At 38.0% G+C, this 19,040-nt stretch carries 19 protein-coding genes; 11 read left to right on the top strand and 8 right to left on the bottom strand.

The window, feature by feature from the left end:
* Nucleotides 1-33 precede the first annotated feature (33 nt).
* The gene (locus FY049_RS14350; protein WP_446083908.1) at nt 34-1,599 is read left to right on the top strand and encodes a CoA-acylating methylmalonate-semialdehyde dehydrogenase; all 1,566 of its coding nucleotides are present in this window, start codon (nt 34-36) and stop codon (nt 1,597-1,599) included.
* Between the two features lie 99 nt (nt 1,600-1,698).
* Nucleotides 1,699-3,090: an amino acid permease gene (locus FY049_RS14345; protein ID WP_262782017.1), complete on the top strand. Its 1,392-nt coding sequence runs from the start codon at nt 1,699-1,701 to the stop codon at nt 3,088-3,090.
* A 174-nt stretch (nt 3,091-3,264) separates the two neighbouring features.
* Here FY049_RS14345 and FY049_RS14340 read toward each other — a convergent pair whose 3' ends face one another.
* The 8 genes from FY049_RS14340 to FY049_RS14305 all read right to left on the bottom strand — a co-directional run bounded on the left by FY049_RS14340 (nt 3,265) and on the right by FY049_RS14305 (nt 11,936).
* On the bottom strand, nt 3,265-4,359 hold the full coding sequence (locus tag FY049_RS14340) for an AraC family transcriptional regulator (protein ID WP_262782018.1): 1,095 nt from the start codon (nt 4,357-4,359) through the stop codon (nt 3,265-3,267).
* 250 nt (nt 4,360-4,609) lie between these two features.
* On the bottom strand, nt 4,610-5,158 hold the full coding sequence (locus FY049_RS14335) for a fimbrial protein (RefSeq protein WP_262782019.1): 549 nt from the start codon (nt 5,156-5,158) through the stop codon (nt 4,610-4,612).
* A gap of 9 nt (nt 5,159-5,167) precedes the next feature.
* The gene (locus tag FY049_RS14330; protein WP_056516394.1) at nt 5,168-6,178 is read right to left on the bottom strand and encodes a fimbrial protein; all 1,011 of its coding nucleotides are present in this window, start codon (nt 6,176-6,178) and stop codon (nt 5,168-5,170) included.
* Between the two features lie 11 nt (nt 6,179-6,189).
* Complete coding sequence (fimD, locus tag FY049_RS14325; RefSeq protein WP_446083907.1) at nt 6,190-8,808, bottom strand: outer membrane usher protein FimD; 2,619 nt, start codon at nt 8,806-8,808, stop codon at nt 6,190-6,192.
* A 5-nt stretch (nt 8,809-8,813) separates the two neighbouring features.
* Nucleotides 8,814-9,515 (bottom strand): fimbria/pilus periplasmic chaperone, encoded by a 702-nt coding sequence (locus FY049_RS14320; protein WP_004722216.1) that lies wholly within the window; start codon nt 9,513-9,515, stop codon nt 8,814-8,816.
* A gap of 19 nt (nt 9,516-9,534) precedes the next feature.
* Entirely contained in the window at nt 9,535-10,020 is a 486-nt protein-coding gene (locus FY049_RS14315) for a hypothetical protein (RefSeq protein WP_056516387.1), read from the bottom strand.
* Nucleotides 10,021-10,072: 52 nt separating this feature from the next.
* Nucleotides 10,073-10,624 carry a type 1 fimbrial major subunit FimA gene (gene fimA, locus FY049_RS14310; RefSeq protein ID WP_016539504.1) on the bottom strand — a complete coding sequence of 184 codons (552 nt, stop codon included), beginning with the start codon at nt 10,622-10,624 and terminating at the stop codon, nt 10,073-10,075.
* A gap of 850 nt (nt 10,625-11,474) precedes the next feature.
* Nucleotides 11,475-11,936, bottom strand: a complete 462-nt coding sequence (locus FY049_RS14305) for a hypothetical protein (RefSeq protein ID WP_056516384.1) — start codon at nt 11,934-11,936, stop codon at nt 11,475-11,477.
* 464 nt (nt 11,937-12,400) lie between these two features.
* Between FY049_RS14305 and FY049_RS14300 the strand changes: the two genes are divergently transcribed.
* The 9 genes from FY049_RS14300 (at nt 12,401) to FY049_RS14260 (ending at nt 19,038) form a co-directional block, all read left to right on the top strand.
* Nucleotides 12,401-12,997 (top strand): DUF4189 domain-containing protein, encoded by a 597-nt coding sequence (locus tag FY049_RS14300; RefSeq protein WP_446083906.1) that lies wholly within the window; start codon nt 12,401-12,403, stop codon nt 12,995-12,997.
* 111 nt (nt 12,998-13,108) lie between these two features.
* Nucleotides 13,109-13,561 carry a hypothetical protein gene (locus FY049_RS14295; protein WP_446083905.1) on the top strand — a complete coding sequence of 151 codons (453 nt, stop codon included), beginning with the start codon at nt 13,109-13,111 and terminating at the stop codon, nt 13,559-13,561.
* Between the two features lie 60 nt (nt 13,562-13,621).
* Complete coding sequence (locus tag FY049_RS14290) at nt 13,622-14,155, top strand: hypothetical protein (RefSeq protein WP_446083904.1); 534 nt, start codon at nt 13,622-13,624, stop codon at nt 14,153-14,155.
* 688 nt (nt 14,156-14,843) lie between these two features.
* Complete coding sequence (locus FY049_RS14285) at nt 14,844-15,467, top strand: beta-ketoacyl synthase chain length factor (RefSeq protein WP_446083903.1); 624 nt, start codon at nt 14,844-14,846, stop codon at nt 15,465-15,467.
* Nucleotides 15,461-16,288: a lysophospholipid acyltransferase family protein gene (locus tag FY049_RS14280; protein ID WP_262782021.1), complete on the top strand. Its 828-nt coding sequence runs from the start codon at nt 15,461-15,463 to the stop codon at nt 16,286-16,288. The genes FY049_RS14285 and FY049_RS14280 overlap by 7 nt, the downstream gene beginning before the upstream one ends.
* Nucleotides 16,272-16,532, top strand: a complete 261-nt coding sequence (locus tag FY049_RS14275; protein ID WP_004819853.1) for a phosphopantetheine-binding protein — start codon at nt 16,272-16,274, stop codon at nt 16,530-16,532. The genes FY049_RS14280 and FY049_RS14275 overlap by 17 nt, the downstream gene beginning before the upstream one ends.
* A 9-nt stretch (nt 16,533-16,541) precedes the next feature.
* A complete protein-coding gene (locus FY049_RS14270) occupies nt 16,542-16,790 on the top strand; it encodes an acyl carrier protein (protein WP_004819854.1) in 249 nt (82 codons plus the stop codon).
* Nucleotides 16,787-17,338 (top strand): septation protein IspZ, encoded by a 552-nt coding sequence (locus FY049_RS14265; protein ID WP_446083902.1) that lies wholly within the window; start codon nt 16,787-16,789, stop codon nt 17,336-17,338. Before FY049_RS14270 ends, FY049_RS14265 begins: the two co-directional genes overlap by 4 nt.
* Before the next feature lie 11 nt (nt 17,339-17,349).
* The gene (locus FY049_RS14260) at nt 17,350-19,038 is read left to right on the top strand and encodes an AMP-binding protein (RefSeq protein WP_446083901.1); all 1,689 of its coding nucleotides are present in this window, start codon (nt 17,350-17,352) and stop codon (nt 19,036-19,038) included.
* Nucleotides 19,039-19,040: the final 2 nt, after the last annotated feature.

Here is a 19,040-nt window from a genome sequence, read left to right as displayed (position 1 = left end):
AATAAACACGGAACAAATAGACAAGGAAAGGTAATGAACAATTTAGAAAATTTTAGTGGTGGCGAGTTGTCTAATACTGAGACAGCTGAAGCAGTACAACCGATCACGCTGGTTGGGCATTTTATTCAAGGGGGACTTGTAACCAAGACCTCAAGAACACAAGCTGTATACCATCCAGCAACAGGCAAGATCAGCAAAGAAGTTGCGCTTGCCGATACTGCATTGGTCAATCAGGTGGTTCAAATTGCACAACAGGCTTTTCCAGCATGGCGTGATACCCCTGTGATTAAACGTGCACGAGTGATGTTTAAGTTTAAACAACTGCTAGAAGAGAATGCTGAAAAACTTTGTGAGTTGATTGGACAAGAACATGGAAAAATTTGTCATGATGCACAGGGCGAGTTACAACGCGGAATTGAAAATGTTGAGTATGCATGTGGTGCACCTGAGTTTTTAAAAGGTGAATACTCAAAAAATGTTGGCCCAGATATTGATTCATGGAGCGAATTTCAACCTTTAGGCGTGGTTGCTGGGATTACACCATTTAATTTTCCAGCAATGGTCCCATTGTGGATGTTTCCAATGGCGATTGTTTGTGGGAACTGCTTTATTTTAAAACCCTCTGAAAAAACCCCATCAGCAGCATTATATTTGGCGGAATTACTTAAACAGGCTGGTTTACCCGATGGTGTGTTTAACGTCATCAATGGTGATAAACAAGCAGTGGATGCCTTATTACATCATCCAAACATTCAAGCGATCAGCTTTGTTGGTTCAACCCCGATTGCTGAATATATTTATCGCACAGCAACCTCGGCAGGCAAACGCTGTCAGGCCTTAGGTGGGGCAAAAAATCATGCCATTATCATGCCTGATGCAGATATCGATAATGTGGTGAACTCATTATTAGGTGCAGCTTTTGGCTCATCTGGTGAACGCTGTATGGCTTTGTCTGTTGCAGTGGCAATTGGCGATGAAATTGCTGATCTGGTGATTGAAAAACTTAGCCAAGAAATGCAACAACTCAAGTTTGGTCATTATGCAAATCAACAAAATGACTTTGGACCGCTCATTTCTCAAGCACATAAAGATAAAGTTCAAGCTTTTATCCAAAGTGCTGAACAGCAAGGTGCTAAAATCGTTGTCGATGGTCGTGATGCCAAACCTATCGGCTATGAAACTGGATTTTTTGTTGGCCCGACGCTAATTGATCAGGTTTCATCAGGCATGACCAGTTATCAGCAAGAAATTTTTGGTCCTGTTTTACAGGTGATTCGTGTAGAAACCATGCAACAAGCGATGCAGTTAATCAATGATCATGAGTATGGAAATGGTACCTGTATTTATACCCGTGATGGGGAAGCCGCACGCTATTTTACCCATCATATCCAAGTGGGAATGGTCGGTGTAAATGTGCCATTGCCCGTACCTGTTGCATATCATAGTTTTGGTGGCTGGAAGCGTTCGTTATTTGGTGACTTGTATGCTTATGGGCCAGATGGAGTACGTTTTTATACGCGCCGTAAAACCATTACCCAACGTTGGCCATCTACACACGTTCGTGAAGCCAAGCAGTTTTCAATGCCCACTTTAGATTAATTTTTGCTGTATAGAGGGAAGGTCATCGATTTTCTCTCTTTTGAATAAGGATTTAATAATGTAAATCACGATTTTAAAAGTATTTTTAAGGAATAAAATATGAATGGTGTTAAAACAACAAAATTAGGTGAAGGACTTTCCAACCGACATATCACGATGATTAGTATCGGTGGCGTTATTGGTGCAGGTTTATTTGTCGGCTCTTCAGCTGCAATTGCCAAAGCAGGTCCTGCGGCTGTACTGGCTTATATTATTACCAGTATTATCGTTTTTCTGGTGATGCGTATGCTCGGTGAAATGGCCGTTGCACAACCAGATACAGGTTCATTTTCTACCTATGCGCGTAAAGCAATTGGGCCTTGGGCAGGCTTTACTGTGGGCTGGTTGTATTGGTGGTTTTGGGTTTTAGTGATTCCCATCGAAGCAATTGCTGGTGCTGAAATTTTACATGCGTGGTTTCCTCAAGTTTCCAGTGCTATTTATGCTTTTGCTTTTATTATTTTACTCAGTTTAGCCAATTTCTTTAGTACTAAAAGTTTTGGTGAGTTTGAGTTTTGGTTTGCTTTAATTAAAGTGGTTGCGATACTGCTGTTTATTGTGATTGGTGCATCGGCTGTATTTGGGCTTTGGCCTTTGGCTCGTGATGTCAGTGGTGTGGGGCATTTATTTTCAAATGGCGGTTTTATGCCGCATGGCATGGGTGGCGTTCTTTCGGCTATTTTAATTTCGGCGTTTTCATTTTTTGGTGTTGAAATTCTGTCGATTGCAGCGGCAGAGTCTAAAAATCCACAAGAGAAAATTAAACGTGCTACCAATTTAGTGCTGTATCGTATTATTTTATTCTTTGTTGTTTCGATTTTTCTAGCAGTGGCTTTAGTCGATTGGCGTTCGCCTGATTTACAAAAATTAGGGACATTTCAGTATGTCTTGGTCAGCCTCAATGTGCCGCAAACCAAATTGATTATGGACATGGTGGTGTTTATCGCGGTGGCAAGTTGTATGAATGCGGCTGTATATACTTCTTCACGGATGCTGTTTGCATTGGGTGCACGTCAAGAAGCGCCGAAAGTTGTGACTAAAATTAATGATGCAGGTGTACCAACGATCGCAGTGTTTGCTTCAACCTTTGTTGGACTGATTTGTTGTGCCGTGAATTATATGTTCCCAGGGCAAGTTTTTGGATTTTTACTTTCAACAACGGGTTCAATTGCCTTGGTGGTTTATTTAGTCATTGCTGTGTCACAACTACGCTCAAGAGCTAAACTGGAAAAAATAGGCGCTCAAGTGACCTTTAAAATGTGGTTATTTCCTTGGCTGACGTGGTTTGTCATCGTGGTGATTATGAGTGTATTGGGCTATATGTTTTTATCGCCTCAATATAGTTATGAAACGACTTTGTCCTTAGGGGTAACCTCCATTGTGGTGATTTGTGGTCTGATGGTGACACGCAAGAATAAAACCGCGAAGCGTATGGCCGTCCATTTGGATTAAATCATCATTAAACAGCGCAGAACAAGCAGCAAACTTTGTAAGTTAAGGGGAAAACCAACACTACAAAGTTTGTTTTTTATGTATGGACTTTTGCTTTCATCATGCCAGTCTATAAAAAGAAAACAATAACTTAAGTTGGATGTTCTAGGTTATTTGAGCGAGATTTGGCTTATTTTAGCTGAGTTGAACATCAGGTGTACTGAGCTCCGTTTCAAAGCTTTCATTTACAGTATGCTTTTCATTTACATCTAATTTTTTATTGATATTTTGCTTTCTCCACGTAGAAGGAGAAACGCCATTCCAAGCTTTAAAAGCACGATTAAATGAGGTTTGGTCCTTATAGGCAAGTAAAAAGGCAACTTTTGTGATGGATAAGTTTTGATTTTGGAGATATTTCTTGGCTAGATTTTGACGAATATTACTGAGTATTTCTTTAAATGAAAGGTCTCTATTTTTTAAATATTTTTGCAGTGCTCTCGCAGAAATATTTAATGATTTGGCAATAGAGTGAATTTGCACATTATTATTTTCAAGTGCTTGTAGCATACTCAGATTAACCAATTCTAAGAAAGAATCCTCCTGAGGCATTTTACTGAGTAATATGTTGGCATGATTCAACAATATTTCTAAAAGAATAGGGTCATAATATTTTAATTTAGTTTCCAATAAAGAATTTGGTATGACAATCCGGGTTTGCTTTGTATTAAATTTAATCGGGCAATTGAATAGTTGTTGGTATTTTTTTGTGTCATTGGGTTTGGGTATGGCAAGTTCTAGACAATGAAAAACACTTGCATCTGAATTGGTCAGTTGTTGTAAGTGGTGAAAAAGGCTAGACACTTGTATATCTTCAACGATGGTGGTTTCTTCTAGATATAAACCCACTTGTAAATATGCAGGTTTATCCCATGAGATTGAAAAGTGGTTTTCCTCAATAAGCACTTTTTTGGGAATATAATTAAACCAAAGCTTTTCGTATTGAGACAGTATTTCAATATAATCAAATAATGTATCACTCGACTGAGCCATATAAGCCACAATGCCGATATGTTTGGGCTGAACCAAAGCACCGATGTCTAATCCAATACCCACTTGGGGATATTGTTTGTTGATTTGTTTTATTCTTTTGAGCCATTCGCCAAACGGTAGCTGATCATTGAGTGGATATTCAGCATCGCTTGAAACATCTAAGCCTTTTTTTTTACAGAAATCGTCTAATAAAAGTGCCATTCCTTTATTAACACTTTTTATTTTAAAAAAAGTTTTCATGAATTCTCCCAATATTCATTCGATGTTTCTGTGTATTTATTTTTTATTTAAAGTAATCAAAGATTTGTCGTTATGTGTGAGGTCTTCATTTTTCTTTAAAGCAATGTGGGAATTTGAATGATGAAAATAGATAAAGTCCTCCGCTATTTTTTATGCCATTCAAATGAAAAGGATGAGTTCCTAACCCTGTGCTTTAAAAAGTTTGAATACTCAATCGTATTAACCGTCAATAATAAATCGTGATATATGCTCAATCATATTGAATAGAAAACTGAGCATTTGCATTTGCAATCCCTGCGAGGGCTTGTGCTTTGGTCACGATATAATTTGCATAAAAGAGTGCCGAAACATTGCCATTGATGTCTGTGCTAAAAGCTTCGCTTTTCTTGCCTAAAGGCAATCTTTTTTTATCTTGATCTCGGATTTCTATGGCAATATTTTCAGCTTTATTGGCTAAGGCATCGAGCGCTAAAAGTTCAGCATTTTCGTTATTTCGAGGCCCTTCAAAAGTGATGGTCACAGATCCATTTGGCGGACAGTTACTCATCTCAAAATGAATCGGGGTTGGTTTTGATTGACTACCAATATTGGGTAAGTCTTTGCTTGCAACGCTTCCAAGCTGAATATATTTATCTTGTTCAGAACTTAATACGCCACAGGTTGCTGTCGTCACGATTCCTGAAAGCTCAATATTCACCCGACCTAGCTCTACATTGGTATTTTGAGCATGAGAGAGCTGATGAATATTTAAACAACATATTATTGTGGCAGCAGCCATATATCTTGCTCTATTTTCCATTGTTGTCTCCTAATCAAAATCCACTCTGAGATATCCTCTAGACTTAAACGGACCAATTTCTGGTTTATTTCCAGTGATACTGACGGGCCAAGCTTTGATGGTCACATTTGCTGGCTGTTGTTTAAGATTAAATGGAATCACACTATTGATATTATTGGGTAACAACACATTGTCATTTTGATCTGACATCTTAAAGCCAATATCTGGATTATCTGAGATCATCATATCTCCAGTGGCTTTTTCAGCCTCAAGCCGAAGTGTCAGCATTGCTTGTGCATCAATATTGGTACATTGAATCGCTAAGGTATGACTCTGTTTATTGACATTGTTGGGTTTATTGCCAGGACCCGCCTGACTAAAGGCATAGGCTGGGATTTCCCCAAACTTAATTTCTAAAAAGTCACCTGTGCCAATTTTGCAGCTTTGTGGAACCGAAATAGAACCGCTGTAACTGATCTTATAAACAGGGATATTTAATGGATCTGCTGAACCCGTTGTCACGTAAACGGTAAACATGGTTTTTTTCGGGATAGGCACAAAATCAATAAAGGGTTTAATCACCTTGAGGCGGAAGGTAAAGTTTGAATCCCAAATACCAAAGGGTTGGCCTTTACTTACATTGGGATCTGTACCCATCTGTACATAATTTGCAGGAGGATAAAAATCCCCCGCAAAGCTATCGGTAATTTTCATGGCACCGACCAGATAGTCGTTGATCGGTAAGTATTTATATCGATCAATCGTTTCTATTACAGAGAGGTCGGAAACATAACTACGCATGGTTCTATTTCGACTAATATTGGAATTATGAGCCGGGCAAGTTCCATAAACTTGCGAAGAAAAATTCTTTTTAAGCTCTACAATTTTACCTACAGCGTTATTCGAGCTGCTGAAACTATTGGATAGATCATAAAAAACGTCATCCACCACACCATTCCCTTTACTGTTCCAACAGACAACTGCAAAGGATTGGGCTGAAGCAAGCAGCAACATACTGGAAATTAAAAGCTTAAATTTCATATGATCTCTCCTTATTGACATTCAAGATCAAATTGAATAACGGGTTTGCTGAGGTCCATGTCTGAAATATCGTAGTTTGCCAAACATTTTCCTTCAGCAGATTCGCCCCAATTCACTTCCAGGGTACCTTTGAGCGGAAGCCCAGTTAAATAAACCCGGCCATCGTCTGCAACGATGCTGGTGGCTGAACTTTCCTTTTCGATCACACTACTTGCATACGGTATAAACTTGCCGTTATGGGATAAGGTGATGAGTGCTCGTACACCTAAACTGGTGTTAAACGTTGCTCTGGCAATTGCCCCTTTGATTGGGACGACATTTTCAACGTTATTGCTGATTTCGAGATTATTACTGAAAGTATTTGAATTGAGTGCAACACGATTGGCACGATACTCAGTGGCATAAGGAACGATGGCATATCCACGCCAATCGGTTTTAACGCCAGTATAGTTTTCGATATTTACACCTTTGGCGCCGGGTGCTTTAACCAAAATTGAGGTGCTACCTAAAGGCTGACCAAAGGTAATACCATCACGGTGCGCTAAAATACCGCCAGATGCGTTATAGGTAAATTGATTTGAGTTCTTTTCGTAGCTATAACCTGCACCTACCGTACCGTAACTACCATTGTAATTTAGGCTGACTGAACCAATATCACCTTGCTTACTGACTTGTCCCTGATTGATGCTATAACTTAAATTACGATCTTTCAGTAAAGTGCCACTTAAACCTGCCATATAGGACTCATTACCGTTTGAATTTTGTGTGGTCGAAAAAGTGCTATATGCATTTTGGATTGGATGATTGCGGAAATTCGCTTTCGGCCATAGCTTGTCCAATGGGAAGGACAGATTCATGGCATACATGGTGTCACTTTGATTAATCTCAGAATATTTGTTACGACTGACTGAGAATGAATAATTCAGTGCTTTCCATGAGTTTGCATAACCCGCTTGAACCCATTCATTTTTTTTGTTGGTATCCCAATAGGTTTGCTGATTGCCGGAGACAAATAAAGAACCATAGTTTCCAAGTGAATGCGAGATATTGACTTCAAAGCGACCTTTTTTAGAATTATATAAGTTGTAGTAATCTGTAATGATCGGGGTATTGGCTTGATTTCCGTCTTGAGTTTCGGAAACGTGATAACCACTCATACGATTATAAGCAACATCATTTAAGGTATAAAAACCCTTGGTCGAATATCGATAGCCCAATAACTGGAAGGTTGTTCCAGAGCTTAATAATGATTTTGAATATAAAAAGCGCAAAGACTGTCCACTGCTCGAGGATTGATCTGCCAACTCACTGTCCGCATGGGTAAGGTCAAAAGACAAAGCCCCATAATCTCCTAGGTTGGCACCTAGACCCACCAATGCACTCTTATATTTATCTGACAATTGCGTCCCAGCATAAACGGAAATACCATTTTTTAAACCGTGAATTGCAGTTGCCTGTAACAATGATGGATTATCTTGAGAATCCAATCCACTACGGTACTCACCAATCACCAGACTGTATTTTGTGCGTCCTTCACGTTGTAAAACAGGAAGGCTTGAATAGGGCACTTGAAAGCTTTGAATCGAACCGTCATTTTCTTCAATCGTAACCAAAAGGTCACCGCTGATTGAGGTTGGATTTAAATCTTGGATAAGGAATGGTCCGGGTGCGACATTTACCTGATGGATCACAAAACCATTTTGTTTAATCACCACTTTTGCATTGGTTTTTGCAACCCCACGAACTGTAGGCGCATAGCCTTGCTGACTGTCAGGATACATTGCCTCAGAAGTCGACAAATGTGCGCCACGGAAACCAAAGCTGTCAAAAATTTCGCTACTTGTTGAACCGTCACCAATTACCAGCTGGCTTTTTAAAGGAATAATGGTTTTTTGTACATAGGTATTTAAATTATTCCATTGATTTGTGGTTTTACCGTTGTGTGAATTGGCGTTAAAACTGCCTGAATGTCGGAACTGCCATGAGCCAATATTGAGTCCATTATCCAGACGTAAAAATAAACTGTTGGTATCTGTTTTAGAGTTGTCATAACCCGAAATAATATAGTTGGTATAAAAGCCGTTGATCCCTTCATCCCATTGATCGGGTGGAATATAGCCGCGAATTTGGTTGCGTAAAGAAGCTTGCGGCAAACTGATCAATAATTTTTGTTTATCAAATTGAAAGTGGCTGTTTGCACCTTCAATAATTGAAATAAAATCCACACATTGTGGGTTTGAGCTAGACAATTGCTCGTATTGGGCAATATTGACTCCAAATCCTTGCAATGTTTTGCTATCTAAACACGGAAATAAACCAGTCGTATCTTGAATGCCTGATTTTTCAATAAAATTGATGTCGCGGGTAAACGCATATTGATCGTTGACATACACATCAACCCGGTAAACACCAGGCAATTGATGGGTCGATTTCTCAAATCTGCTCAAATCAGAAATTTGTGAATTGGATAAGTTATCTGTTAAAAATGCAGGGTTAAAAACCTGTTCTGCATGACAGGTTCTTGGGACTACGATTGAAATCAGCATAGTCACTGCGATACCCACTGGATATCGCTTGATATTTCTCCTTACGCATACAACACTGTATGGCATTGAAAATAGACTATTCATAATTATTACTTCAGTTCTAAATCAACTTTAGCCGTTAAACCACCGTAATCATTGACCGTTTGATAACTCAGCTTATTGCCTGAAGTCGCTGAAATTTTTGTTTGGGCAAATGGACTTGCCATCACATTTGGCACTTTTTGGTTATCAACAAAAACGTTCACAAAAGAAACATGATATGGAGATGGATTATTCACCATGATTCCTTCTGCTGATTTTGAAAACTTAAGTGTTTCTAATGCGGCTTCAGGTTTAGTTTTTAGATTTATCGGTCTTACAAACAGTTTGATTCGAGATAAAACAGCAAGTTGTAAAATATTCTTGTCAATCAAAGTCGATTTATCAATCGAAGGAATTGCTTTGACATTGACCCAAAATACCGACTCTCTATCTTGGGGTAAGTTGGTAGCAACATTGACAATTCTTAATGTATTTTCGCTATTTGCTTCTGCGACAAATAAGGGAGGAGTAATCAGAAAATCTTTTGATTTTTCATCTAGATTATTTTCAATCCACGAGTTAATTAAAAAGCGTTCTTTATTGTTGCTGTTGACAATCGCTAATGAAACTTGCTTGGCATCGGTTGGGTAAATAACACGAGTTGCCCCAAGTGATATACCCCCAATAATATTGTTATTGGCTAAGCTGGTGGATGCTAAGCAGGCTAAGGTTATACTAAGAACACCATTTTTAAATAAGTTCAGTTTCATATAAGTCCTTAGAATTCATTTATGGATAAAAAACAGAAATTAAAATATTCGATGCTTGAGCGGATGGCTTTTCTGAGGTTTGGTTGAGGAGAATACCAATCCTATTTTTAGCGAAACTGTCATAACGTTCAGGTCGATCAATTTGTCGAATAAATTTCTGATCCAGACGGGGCTGTTCAAAATCTTGAATGTTTAATTCTTTATTAATATCAAAATCATTTCTTGCTTTTGGATCTGTATAAAACATCTCATGGGTTGGTTTATTTTGTTCAGATAGACCAATGGCGAGATTGTCGTAGATGCTTACAGGGCATAATGAAAAATTGATTTGAATTGGAGAATTGGGAGTTTTAATAGATACAGCAGCATTATTCTCAATCAAGATTGAGCAGCTTTGATTTATCAAAACTCCCTGAAAATGAGCTCTTCCACCAAATACATAACTTTCTGCGTAAATATGAGTACTTACTAATATTCCAACAATCAGGGTTATATACTTTTTCATGGTAAATAAGCTCATGTAATCAAATATTTAATAATTATCTTAAGTAGATAAATTATTCATATTTCACTACAAAAGTTGCATCAGCATTTGCTTGACCTGGTGTAGATGCACCAGTCGCAACATAACGAGCGCTGAATTGAAGTGTGTTATCACCAGTGATCAATGTTTTAGGTGTAGAGAAACTAGCACCAGTAACACCTAAGATTTTTGAAGTGTCATCAGCAATCTCAATCCCTACATTTGTTGCAGCAGTAGAGTTTGTACCACCAGCAGCAACTGAAAGTAAGTTTGCATTAGACGTTACAGACTGACCATAAAATGCAACAGCAGCAGTTGCTTGAACTGTTGGATCACAGTCAACAAGTTTGATTTGGAACGGTACTGGAGTTGTTTTATCGCCAGCAACAGCTAAACGTGCAGTACGGTATTGACCTAAATCAACAGTTTGATTTGAAGATTCTGTACTTACAGCACATGCTGCATTTACGATTTCACCAGTAAAATGTACTGTTCCACCGTTAACAGTTACAGGATCAGCAGCGAAAGCTGAAACAGAAAGCGTTAAAGCAGATAAAGTTGCAGTACTTAATAGAGCTAATTTCATAGTAAAACCCATTCATTTTAGAAGGTTGATTTTTAATATTTATTTAAAATCATTTTTTATGATTTCAATAAATTACACTTAGTCGCACTGTTTAATAAAATAGTAATGTACTTAAATAAATGCATGGTTATAGTGACGTACATCACAATAGATAACTTTGTATTTTGTGCATAATTAATTTGTATTTGGCGCCCTTATCATTTTTTATGAAAAGTATATGAATTAATATGATTAATCTGAGGGCTTGGTTTAGATGTGCTGTGTACAGTGTTGTTGCTTATTATTGATATAAGTGAGTACGGTTTTTTGATCAAAAATGCTCATTGAATGGGTAGGTATAATATTTTATGTAAGTTGAATTTTATTTAATATCAATTATATATATGGTTAAAATAAGATGGTAAAAGTATTTGTGACGGACTGTTCTTATTGTATATGTGCTTTAGGGTGCTTATAGCTTAGATTTGGGATGATGTGATATGACGGATGCTTGAAGCAGTGATTAAAAGCCGAGGAGTTCAGTTTTTTGAGAATATGATTAATTACTCGCTAAGAGGTAAAGCACTTAAAAGTGACATATTTCATAAAATTCACAGTTAATCATAAAAAGCAGTTACTACATACAATCAAGCTTCACTGATTGAGTTTAAGTATGAAAATTTAAACTGCTTTGACTATTGTGGTTGGATCATCGTGTATAGGTCGTTATCGGCAGTTCGATTGTTAAAAGATGATTATAACTAGATCACAAAACGAGCTCGGAAGCCAGACTTGCCCTATAAGCTTCTGCTGCATAACAATAGCAATCAAAACTAGACGATTTATACAACGGTTGATTGTGTATAGCGCTTTATTTTTTTATTTGAGATGGTATTCCAATTTGCGCAGCCAAAGGCGAGAAAATCACTTTAATTGGAGAGTTAGCCTGACTTTGCTGTACATCCGGCCCTATATAATTCTTGCCTTGAGATGTTGCAAAACTACGATGCCACGCACTAAGTTCAGTGTCTGACAGCCACGCTATATGCAAAGCATTATCCTTTGCGCCAAAGTCGATGGTTCTTACATCGAATTGCGCCAAAGCATGAATAAATGAACGACATTTTTCAGTTTCACCTTTTTTCAGAACTGAAATCTGAACTTGGGTTGCGCCACCAAACATTACATCATTGGCTCGGCACTGAAGAACTTCCACATGAAAACGTCCATCAGGAGAGGGCAGATCTCTTATCAGCTTATTTACCGTGCTGGATTGGCATGCTGTTAATACGATGGGCAATATCAGTAAAGTACATATCCTTGTCAGTTTCATTTTATTCCTTGCTATGTAAATACATTACGATTTTTGTTTTATCGCTTTATTCAAATCGGTCAGTCTGCTTTTAGCCAATACATGGAATGCTTCAGTTGAATTGTTTTCACAACTTCGGCGGGTCATCATATCGTGTTGCATGTTTACTGGCGATTTAATTAAGGATGATGTGGTTAAGTTTATCTGTATTTTGCTGTTTTAAAACATGTTTTTGTATTGATTTTTCACATGATTTAATTGTTTGTGTTTAGCTGCTCTGCATTTAATCTTAATGGGAATGCTTAGAGAAAATTTAATGAATAAAAATGACTTGCAGAAAAAAGTTGTAGAAGTTTTAATCTAAGTTTGAACGTTAGATAAAATATTAACATTCCATCAATCAGAAAATTGATCATATATTTTTTGTTATTTTGGATAGTAATCATTCAATTTGTTAATGATTATTGGCCATGAGGGCTTTTATTATGTTTAAAACATTCACGATCACAGAGCAACACTATTTTAAACAATTCATGGGGATTGCAAACACGCTTGTGCTGGCGTTTGTTGTTTTGATGTGGTCAGGCCATGTGGCCGCAGAGGGCAATTGTCCTCCTGGTTATTATCCAATTGGTGGGCAAGGCCTGCAAGGGTGTGCACCGATTCCAAGTGGCGGTAGTAATGGTAGTGGCGGTGGTGGCACATATAAATGGGAACCCTCACTTTGGGAAAAACGTTGGGGCGCGATTGCTGAAGATAAGGCAGCACCTTCTCGACCTACAGGTTATGCCCAAGCGACACTAACCGAACGTGGGGCTAAAAAAGTAGCCTTGGAAAATTGCCAAAAAAAGGGAGGTAAAAATTGTGAAGTCATCTTTACCTATAACAATAAATGTGTTGCCTTGGCTGATCCGACTCAAGGTGGTCAAGAGTCTGTGATTAGAATTGATCGTACGCCCGCAGGCGCCAAAGCATTAGCTGCTTATGAATGTCAAAGTAAAAACAAGCAAGAGTGTAAAGTGGTTTACTCAGCATGTAGTACTTATTACGAGCCGGGCGCCAGTATATTTTATTGGTGGTAATACATAGGGTTCTGCTTTAAGTCACATCTCCTATTGTGATAAACCCGAGATAAGTATTTGAAGTAAAATATATTTAAATAAAAGATCGGATCTTTTTAAAGGATAAAAATGATGAAAGCGGTTAATTTTTTACTGGGCAGTATTTTAGCTTTGCCCTTGTTTGCACATGCAGATGCCTTGAAACTGCAAAAAAGCACACAGGAATTTGATCAATATCGTGGTCAAATTACAGTAAATGGAGAATATTCATATTATTTTGATGATGAAGTGGCAGGTGATGTTATCTGTTTTCATCCCAGTGCGCCTTCAGATCAGTTGATACCGCGTAAGCCGGATGATCGCCGTTCACGCTGGTTTTGTTTCAATGATACTCAACAGGCAGCTCAGGCATTAAAACTCAATAAAAGACCCAAGGAAGGCTATATTGGCTATACGGGACATGCAACTGTAACGGTTGGAGAATATGCGGTTTATAAGGGCGAAAGTGATGGTACTGATCTGGCAAAATTGGTATCAGTTCAAAAAGCCGATACCCCTAAACTGGCTAAAAGCTCAGGTTATTAAAGCGCATTGTTATCGCGATGTTAAATTAAATACATATTTAAAGTTTAAAGGAAATAAATCATGAAAATTGTTAGTTTCTTACTGGCGGGCATGCTGATTACGCCAATTGTTGCACAGGCAAAAACACCACAACAGTGGGCTGACTGTGCCGATAAGGTTGGGCGTACTATCGATGTGCAAGAAGTTGGTAATATCGGCTATGAGTCAGAAATCAAAAGCAAGTGCGGTACACGTCCTGTTCCAACAACGGGTATGGCGAAACCAGATGGTAAACACCCGCATGACGTTATACAGGCAGCACCGTGGAAAGCCCGTTTTCAGCAATTAGTTGGCAAATCATATGCAAATCTCACTTCAGCTTTAGTGGTATCCAGTGCAATGCAGCGTCAGGGTGATTGGCTGGTAGGCAGTGGTTATGACCCACGTGGGGCGGGTGCAAGTAAGGCTGTCATTGCGATCAATACCAAAACAGGTAAAGTCATGGCGGCTTATTCAGATACTGAAGATGGTGTTAAATTCTTTGGCTTTGATGAAAATACCAAAGGTGTTCCAAGTAAATTTTCACAATGGGTTGCGGAAAGTGCAGCAGGCTGATCTGTTAGATGTATGTTTGGCTGATCATGACGTGTAGCAATCAATCAGCAATGGCAAAGGAATGCCAAGCAATAAAGTTGTTTCATAAGTCCTTTTTAAAACCATGGATCAACATAAAATCCCCCCTCATCCTAGCCTTCTCCCAGAGGGAGAAGGAACTTTCAATACCAATTGATTCACTCCACATGATCATTTTTTGATTTATGAAAGATATCTAATGTTCAGCTTAAAATATTGATTGTGATTTAAAATTAGCAATTACAGGAAAATTACAATCTAGAGTTGTATAAATAGCTGTGCTCAAGGCTTAGGTTTGTTGTAGCAAAGATATGTTGTTTAGAGAGCAATCGACTGTTCAAAATACTGTGTTATTTCGAATTAACATTTTGTATAAAACCCTGAGTATGTCATCAACACAGTCACATTAAAAAATAGCATTACTTAGCGATAATTAACAGTAAACAAGCTTTCAAAATACGTTTTATAAGTATAATACGCCACTTGATGAAATGGGATTGAATAAACTGTTGCAGTAAAAATAGTGTTGCAAGAGGATCTTTTAATTAAGAAACTAATTATTAGACAAAGTTCAATTGTATTTTTTGTATTTATTGTTATTCAAATGTTATAATTTGTCTAAAGAAGGCTTTTTAAGCCAATTAAATTAGCTGATGTTGATGAATAAAACATGCTTCAATTAAATATTTCTAGGCTCACTTTGAGCGAAGATGGTGATACATTTTTAGCACTTGAAAAAATTCCTGCGATGCAACGTAGACGGTTATCAAGTATTGCTAAAATTGCACTAAATAGTGCAATTCAAAGTTTGCAGGGGATTCGGGTCGACTATATTGTTTGGAGCTCACAATATGGCGACGAAGAAAAAACACTTAAAATTTTACAAGACGTCCTTTCAGACCAGACCCCATCTCCGACACTTTTTTCAACCTCTGTACATAATGCAGTTTCAGGTTTGTATTCTATATTTTGTCAAGATGATACGCTCGCGACCAGTTTGGCTGCGTCATGGTCTGAAGCTTTAGTAGAAGCTTATGCTTATTTAAAAACCCACCACAATGCTAAAAATGCCTTGGTGATTTATTATGATCAAGCATTGCCTGAAATATACGATGAGTATCAGAATTTTAAAGCTTTTTCATTGGCTGGAGTGGTCAGTTTAGAAAATGCCAATTTAAAAATCGATGTAGAAAATCTGCAACCGCAACAAAGCAAATATTTAGAAGCTCAAAATTTTAATGCGTTTTGGCACAATCAAAACCTGATAGAAAAGGGTGCTTGGGTCAAATGCTAAATATCAATAAAGTAAAGAAAAAGTTAAATTACGCTTGGCGTGTTGGCGCTACAGGTTTTAGTTTTGCAAGTTTTGGCTTGGGCGGAATTGTGATTGGTGGTGTGGTTGCACCATTGGTGAAAGTGAGCACATTTGATACAAGAAAAAGACAAGATCGCGCGCAAAAAGCCATTAAATATAGCTTTAAAGGCTTTACTGAAATGATGGTTAAATTGGGCATCATGACCTATGAGGTCGAAGGCTTGGAAAAGCTGGCCCATAGCCGTCAAGAGTTAGTCATTGCAAATCATCCAACCTTGATTGATGTGGTGATTTTGATTGGCTTAATGGAAAAGGCCAACTGTATTGTAAAAAAAGCACTTTGGCGCAATCCATTTACATTGGGGCCAGTACGTAGTGCAGGTTATATTTTAAATGAGGGATCTGAGCAATTTATTTTGGACTGCGTTAAAAAACTCCAAGAAAAAGATGCAGCCTCATTATTGATATTTCCAGAAGGGACACGAACAGAAAAAGGTGCATCACTGAATGAGTTCCAACGCGGTGCATCAAATATTGCGATTCGAGCGAATGTTCCAATTCGTCCGATTTTGATAGAATGCACGCCCTCGACACTGACCAAAAATGAAAAGTGGTATCACATTCCAAATGAACCATTTCACATTCAGATTAAAGTGTTAGATGCGGTACATGTACACGATATATTGGATGATGCTGCTGTTAACTCAAAACAGGTGAAACAGCTCAATCATTTTTTGCACAACTTATTTAATCAAGCGTTAATTAAACAAGAGTTATCTACAAATGAGCAATCTTGCTGATGAGTTAAAAGAAATGATCATTGATGTGCTGGCTTTGGAAGATATTTCAATTGAAGATATTGATACCAATGCACCACTCTTTGGTGATGGATTAGGGCTGGATTCTATTGATGCCCTAGAATTAGGTTTAGCTTTGAAAAAACGCTATAACATTCATTTAAATGCTGAATCACAGGAAACCAAGCAACATTTCGCCTCTGTGCAAAGTTTAGTGGACTTGGTTGAAGCGCAACGCGCTGCTTAAGAGGTCGTTATGTTATCTGAAGAAATCGTCTTAACAAATCTACGTGAGTGGATGGAAGAACTATTTGAAATTGAACCTGCTGATATTCAGCTTGAGTCAAACCTGTATTCTGATCTGGATGTTGATAGCATCGACGCTATTGATTTAGTTGTTAAAATTAAAGAATTAACCGGTAAGCAAGTTAAACCTGAAGATTTTAAAAATGTCAGAACAGTGCAAGATGTTGTGGTTGTGATTCAAAATATGTCTGCAGAATGAATCATTTGATCCGCAGTGGAGTCACCGTCTTATTTCTACTTTACCCATTTATCGTGGGCTACAGCCTAGCGCATGGTCATTTTATTTGGGTGAGTGCTTTGTTGGTTCTGCTCGGTGGATCACGCTTATTTTTTAAAAAAAGCGATCTTATGTGGCCATTAACTTGGTTTGCCATTATTTGTGGTGGGCTGAGTTTGATTTTAAAAGATCATGCTTGGTTAAAGCTGTATCCAGTATTGATGAGTGTGGGCGCGTTGATAATTTTTGCGACCACCTTAATCAAACCACCCTCAATGATTGAGCGTTTTGCACGTTTGGTTGAACCTGATTTACCCGAGTCTGGGGTGATCTGGACCAAAAATGTTACGATTGTTTGGTGTGGCTTTTTTATTTTAAATGCCTGTATTGCGCTTTATACAGTGTTATTTAGCAGTACCCAAATGTGGGTACTTTATAATGGTTTTATTTCTTATCTTTTGATGGGTTTGTTATTTGCAGGTGAATTTGTACTGCGAAAAATTCATCAAGCTAAAAATCATACGAGTTAAAATAAACGCTTATGTTGTGTCATTTTCAAAGCCACATTCATGCTGAAAAATGTTTGTGTATCACCTCTGATTTTAGTGTCAAAACATTTTCCCAATTTTGGCAGGAAGTGTTGAGTGAAAAAACACACATTGAACAATCCACTGAAAGTGCATGGGCCTTGTGGCAAAATGACAGTTATGATTTTTTAGTGTTATTTTTTGCAGTTTTGCTGGCGGATAAACAGGTGATTCTCCCGCCAAATCGTGTGCGTGATTTGGAAAAAAGCTTAGCAGCTCAGAATATTTATTTTATTGAACGACAATATAAACAGATTAATCCTGTGGTTGAAGATACTCATCACATTGATCTAAAGGATGCATTTTTAAATCGTGCTGCAGTGTTTTTTTATACTTCGGGTTCTACAGGACAACCTAAAAAGATTCCACGCACCCTAAAACAGCTGCTTAATGAAGTACAAGGTTTAGATCAAAGTTTTGATCTAGCAGAAAATGCACTGGCGCTTGCTACAGTCAGTCATCAACATATTTATGGTCTATTGTTTAAATTACTTTGGCCACTTGCCAGTGGCAGAGCTTTTTATAATCCGCAATTGGCATTTCCTGAAGATGTGGTTGAAGCACAAAAAAAGTTACAGCATTTAAGTCACGATCACTTTGGTTCAAATCATTATGTGGTTTCCAGCCCAGCACTTTTAAAACGTTGGACCTCTGATGTATTACTTGAACAGCATTCAGTGGTTTATTCTTCAGGTGGTAAATTAGATGCTGGAGTACGTCCACTGCTCAATGCCAGTATCACCGAAATTTTTGGTAGTTCCGAAACGGGTGGCATTGCCTATCGCACACAAGATGAGGCGCTTTGGACGCCGTTTGCAGATGTCGAAATTAGCGTTACAGATGCAGGTGAACTGGGTGTCTTGACTCAACATGCGTATATCAATGATTGGATCTATACTGCTGATAAAGTCGAAGTGTCTGTGCCTGATGATCGAAAAATTCAGTTTCAGCTTCAAGGTCGCTTAGACCGTATTGTTAAGCTTGAAGAAAAGCGTTTAAGTCTTGATTCTATTGAAAGTGGTATTGTTGAATTGCTAGAAGTCAGTGAATGTCATACATTGATCTTTGAAAAGGATCATCGACAAATTTTGGCATGTGTGGCGGTATTGTCTGAACAAGCTCAATTAGAACTTAAACACAGTCATAAGCGTGCATTTGTCGCAAAAATAAAACAACAACTTGCAGATAAATTGGAATATATTGCGATACCGAGGCAGTGGCGTTTTTTAAGCCAATTACCGAAAAACTCCCAATCAAAGCTCAATAAAAATTATATGAAATCATTATTTGAAAACTTAAATTTACCCGTGGTTTTAGCATCGCATATTGATGCCAATAGCGCAGAATTTAAATTAGAATTTATTCCTGAACTGACTGCTTTTAATGGGCATTTTCCTGGTCAACCGATTTATCCTGGTGTTGGGCAAATTGCTTTTATTCAAAAGTTCGCTAAAGAGATCTGGGCTGATCTAGATTGGTGTACAGCATTAGAACAAATTAAGTTTCAGGAATTGATCCAACCGCATGCCGTGGTTTTGCTTAAACTTGAGCGTAAAGTAGATAAAATCAGTTTTCAATTGCAGCAGGCTGAACAGTCTTTAGCATCAGGACGTTTGGTTTTTGCTACTACGGTTAACGCTTAGGA

This window comes from Acinetobacter sp. 1125_18A (assembly GCF_052824985.1).
Note: the sequence above shows the minus strand (reverse complement) of the source record. Positions and strands in the feature narration are given on the sequence as shown.

What these genes read in the sequence shown, in the direction of transcription:
- FY049_RS14350 (WP_446083908.1), top strand. Translation starts at nt 34, where the DNA reads ATGAACAATTTAGAAAATTTTAGTGGTGGCGAGTTGTCTAATACTGAG.
- FY049_RS14345 (WP_262782017.1), top strand. Translation starts at nt 1,699, where the DNA reads ATGAATGGTGTTAAAACAACAAAATTAGGTGAAGGACTTTCCAACCGA.
- FY049_RS14340 (WP_262782018.1), bottom strand. Translation starts at nt 4,359, where the DNA reads ATGAAAACTTTTTTTAAAATAAAAAGTGTTAATAAAGGAATGGCACTT.
- FY049_RS14335 (WP_262782019.1), bottom strand. Translation starts at nt 5,158, where the DNA reads ATGGAAAATAGAGCAAGATATATGGCTGCTGCCACAATAATATGTTGT.
- FY049_RS14330 (WP_056516394.1), bottom strand. Translation starts at nt 6,178, where the DNA reads ATGAAATTTAAGCTTTTAATTTCCAGTATGTTGCTGCTTGCTTCAGCC.
- fimD (WP_446083907.1), bottom strand. Translation starts at nt 8,808, where the DNA reads ATGAATAGTCTATTTTCAATGCCATACAGTGTTGTATGCGTAAGGAGA.
- FY049_RS14320 (WP_004722216.1), bottom strand. Translation starts at nt 9,515, where the DNA reads ATGAAACTGAACTTATTTAAAAATGGTGTTCTTAGTATAACCTTAGCC.
- FY049_RS14315 (WP_056516387.1), bottom strand. Translation starts at nt 10,020, where the DNA reads ATGAAAAAGTATATAACCCTGATTGTTGGAATATTAGTAAGTACTCAT.
- fimA (WP_016539504.1), bottom strand. Translation starts at nt 10,624, where the DNA reads ATGAAATTAGCTCTATTAAGTACTGCAACTTTATCTGCTTTAACGCTT.
- FY049_RS14305 (WP_056516384.1), bottom strand. Translation starts at nt 11,936, where the DNA reads ATGAAACTGACAAGGATATGTACTTTACTGATATTGCCCATCGTATTA.
- FY049_RS14300 (WP_446083906.1), top strand. Translation starts at nt 12,401, where the DNA reads ATGTTTAAAACATTCACGATCACAGAGCAACACTATTTTAAACAATTC.
- FY049_RS14295 (WP_446083905.1), top strand. Translation starts at nt 13,109, where the DNA reads ATGAAAGCGGTTAATTTTTTACTGGGCAGTATTTTAGCTTTGCCCTTG.
- FY049_RS14290 (WP_446083904.1), top strand. Translation starts at nt 13,622, where the DNA reads ATGAAAATTGTTAGTTTCTTACTGGCGGGCATGCTGATTACGCCAATT.
- FY049_RS14285 (WP_446083903.1), top strand. Translation starts at nt 14,844, where the DNA reads ATGCTTCAATTAAATATTTCTAGGCTCACTTTGAGCGAAGATGGTGAT.
- FY049_RS14280 (WP_262782021.1), top strand. Translation starts at nt 15,461, where the DNA reads ATGCTAAATATCAATAAAGTAAAGAAAAAGTTAAATTACGCTTGGCGT.
- FY049_RS14275 (WP_004819853.1), top strand. Translation starts at nt 16,272, where the DNA reads ATGAGCAATCTTGCTGATGAGTTAAAAGAAATGATCATTGATGTGCTG.
- FY049_RS14270 (WP_004819854.1), top strand. Translation starts at nt 16,542, where the DNA reads ATGTTATCTGAAGAAATCGTCTTAACAAATCTACGTGAGTGGATGGAA.
- FY049_RS14265 (WP_446083902.1), top strand. Translation starts at nt 16,787, where the DNA reads ATGAATCATTTGATCCGCAGTGGAGTCACCGTCTTATTTCTACTTTAC.
- FY049_RS14260 (WP_446083901.1), top strand. Translation starts at nt 17,350, where the DNA reads ATGTTGTGTCATTTTCAAAGCCACATTCATGCTGAAAAATGTTTGTGT.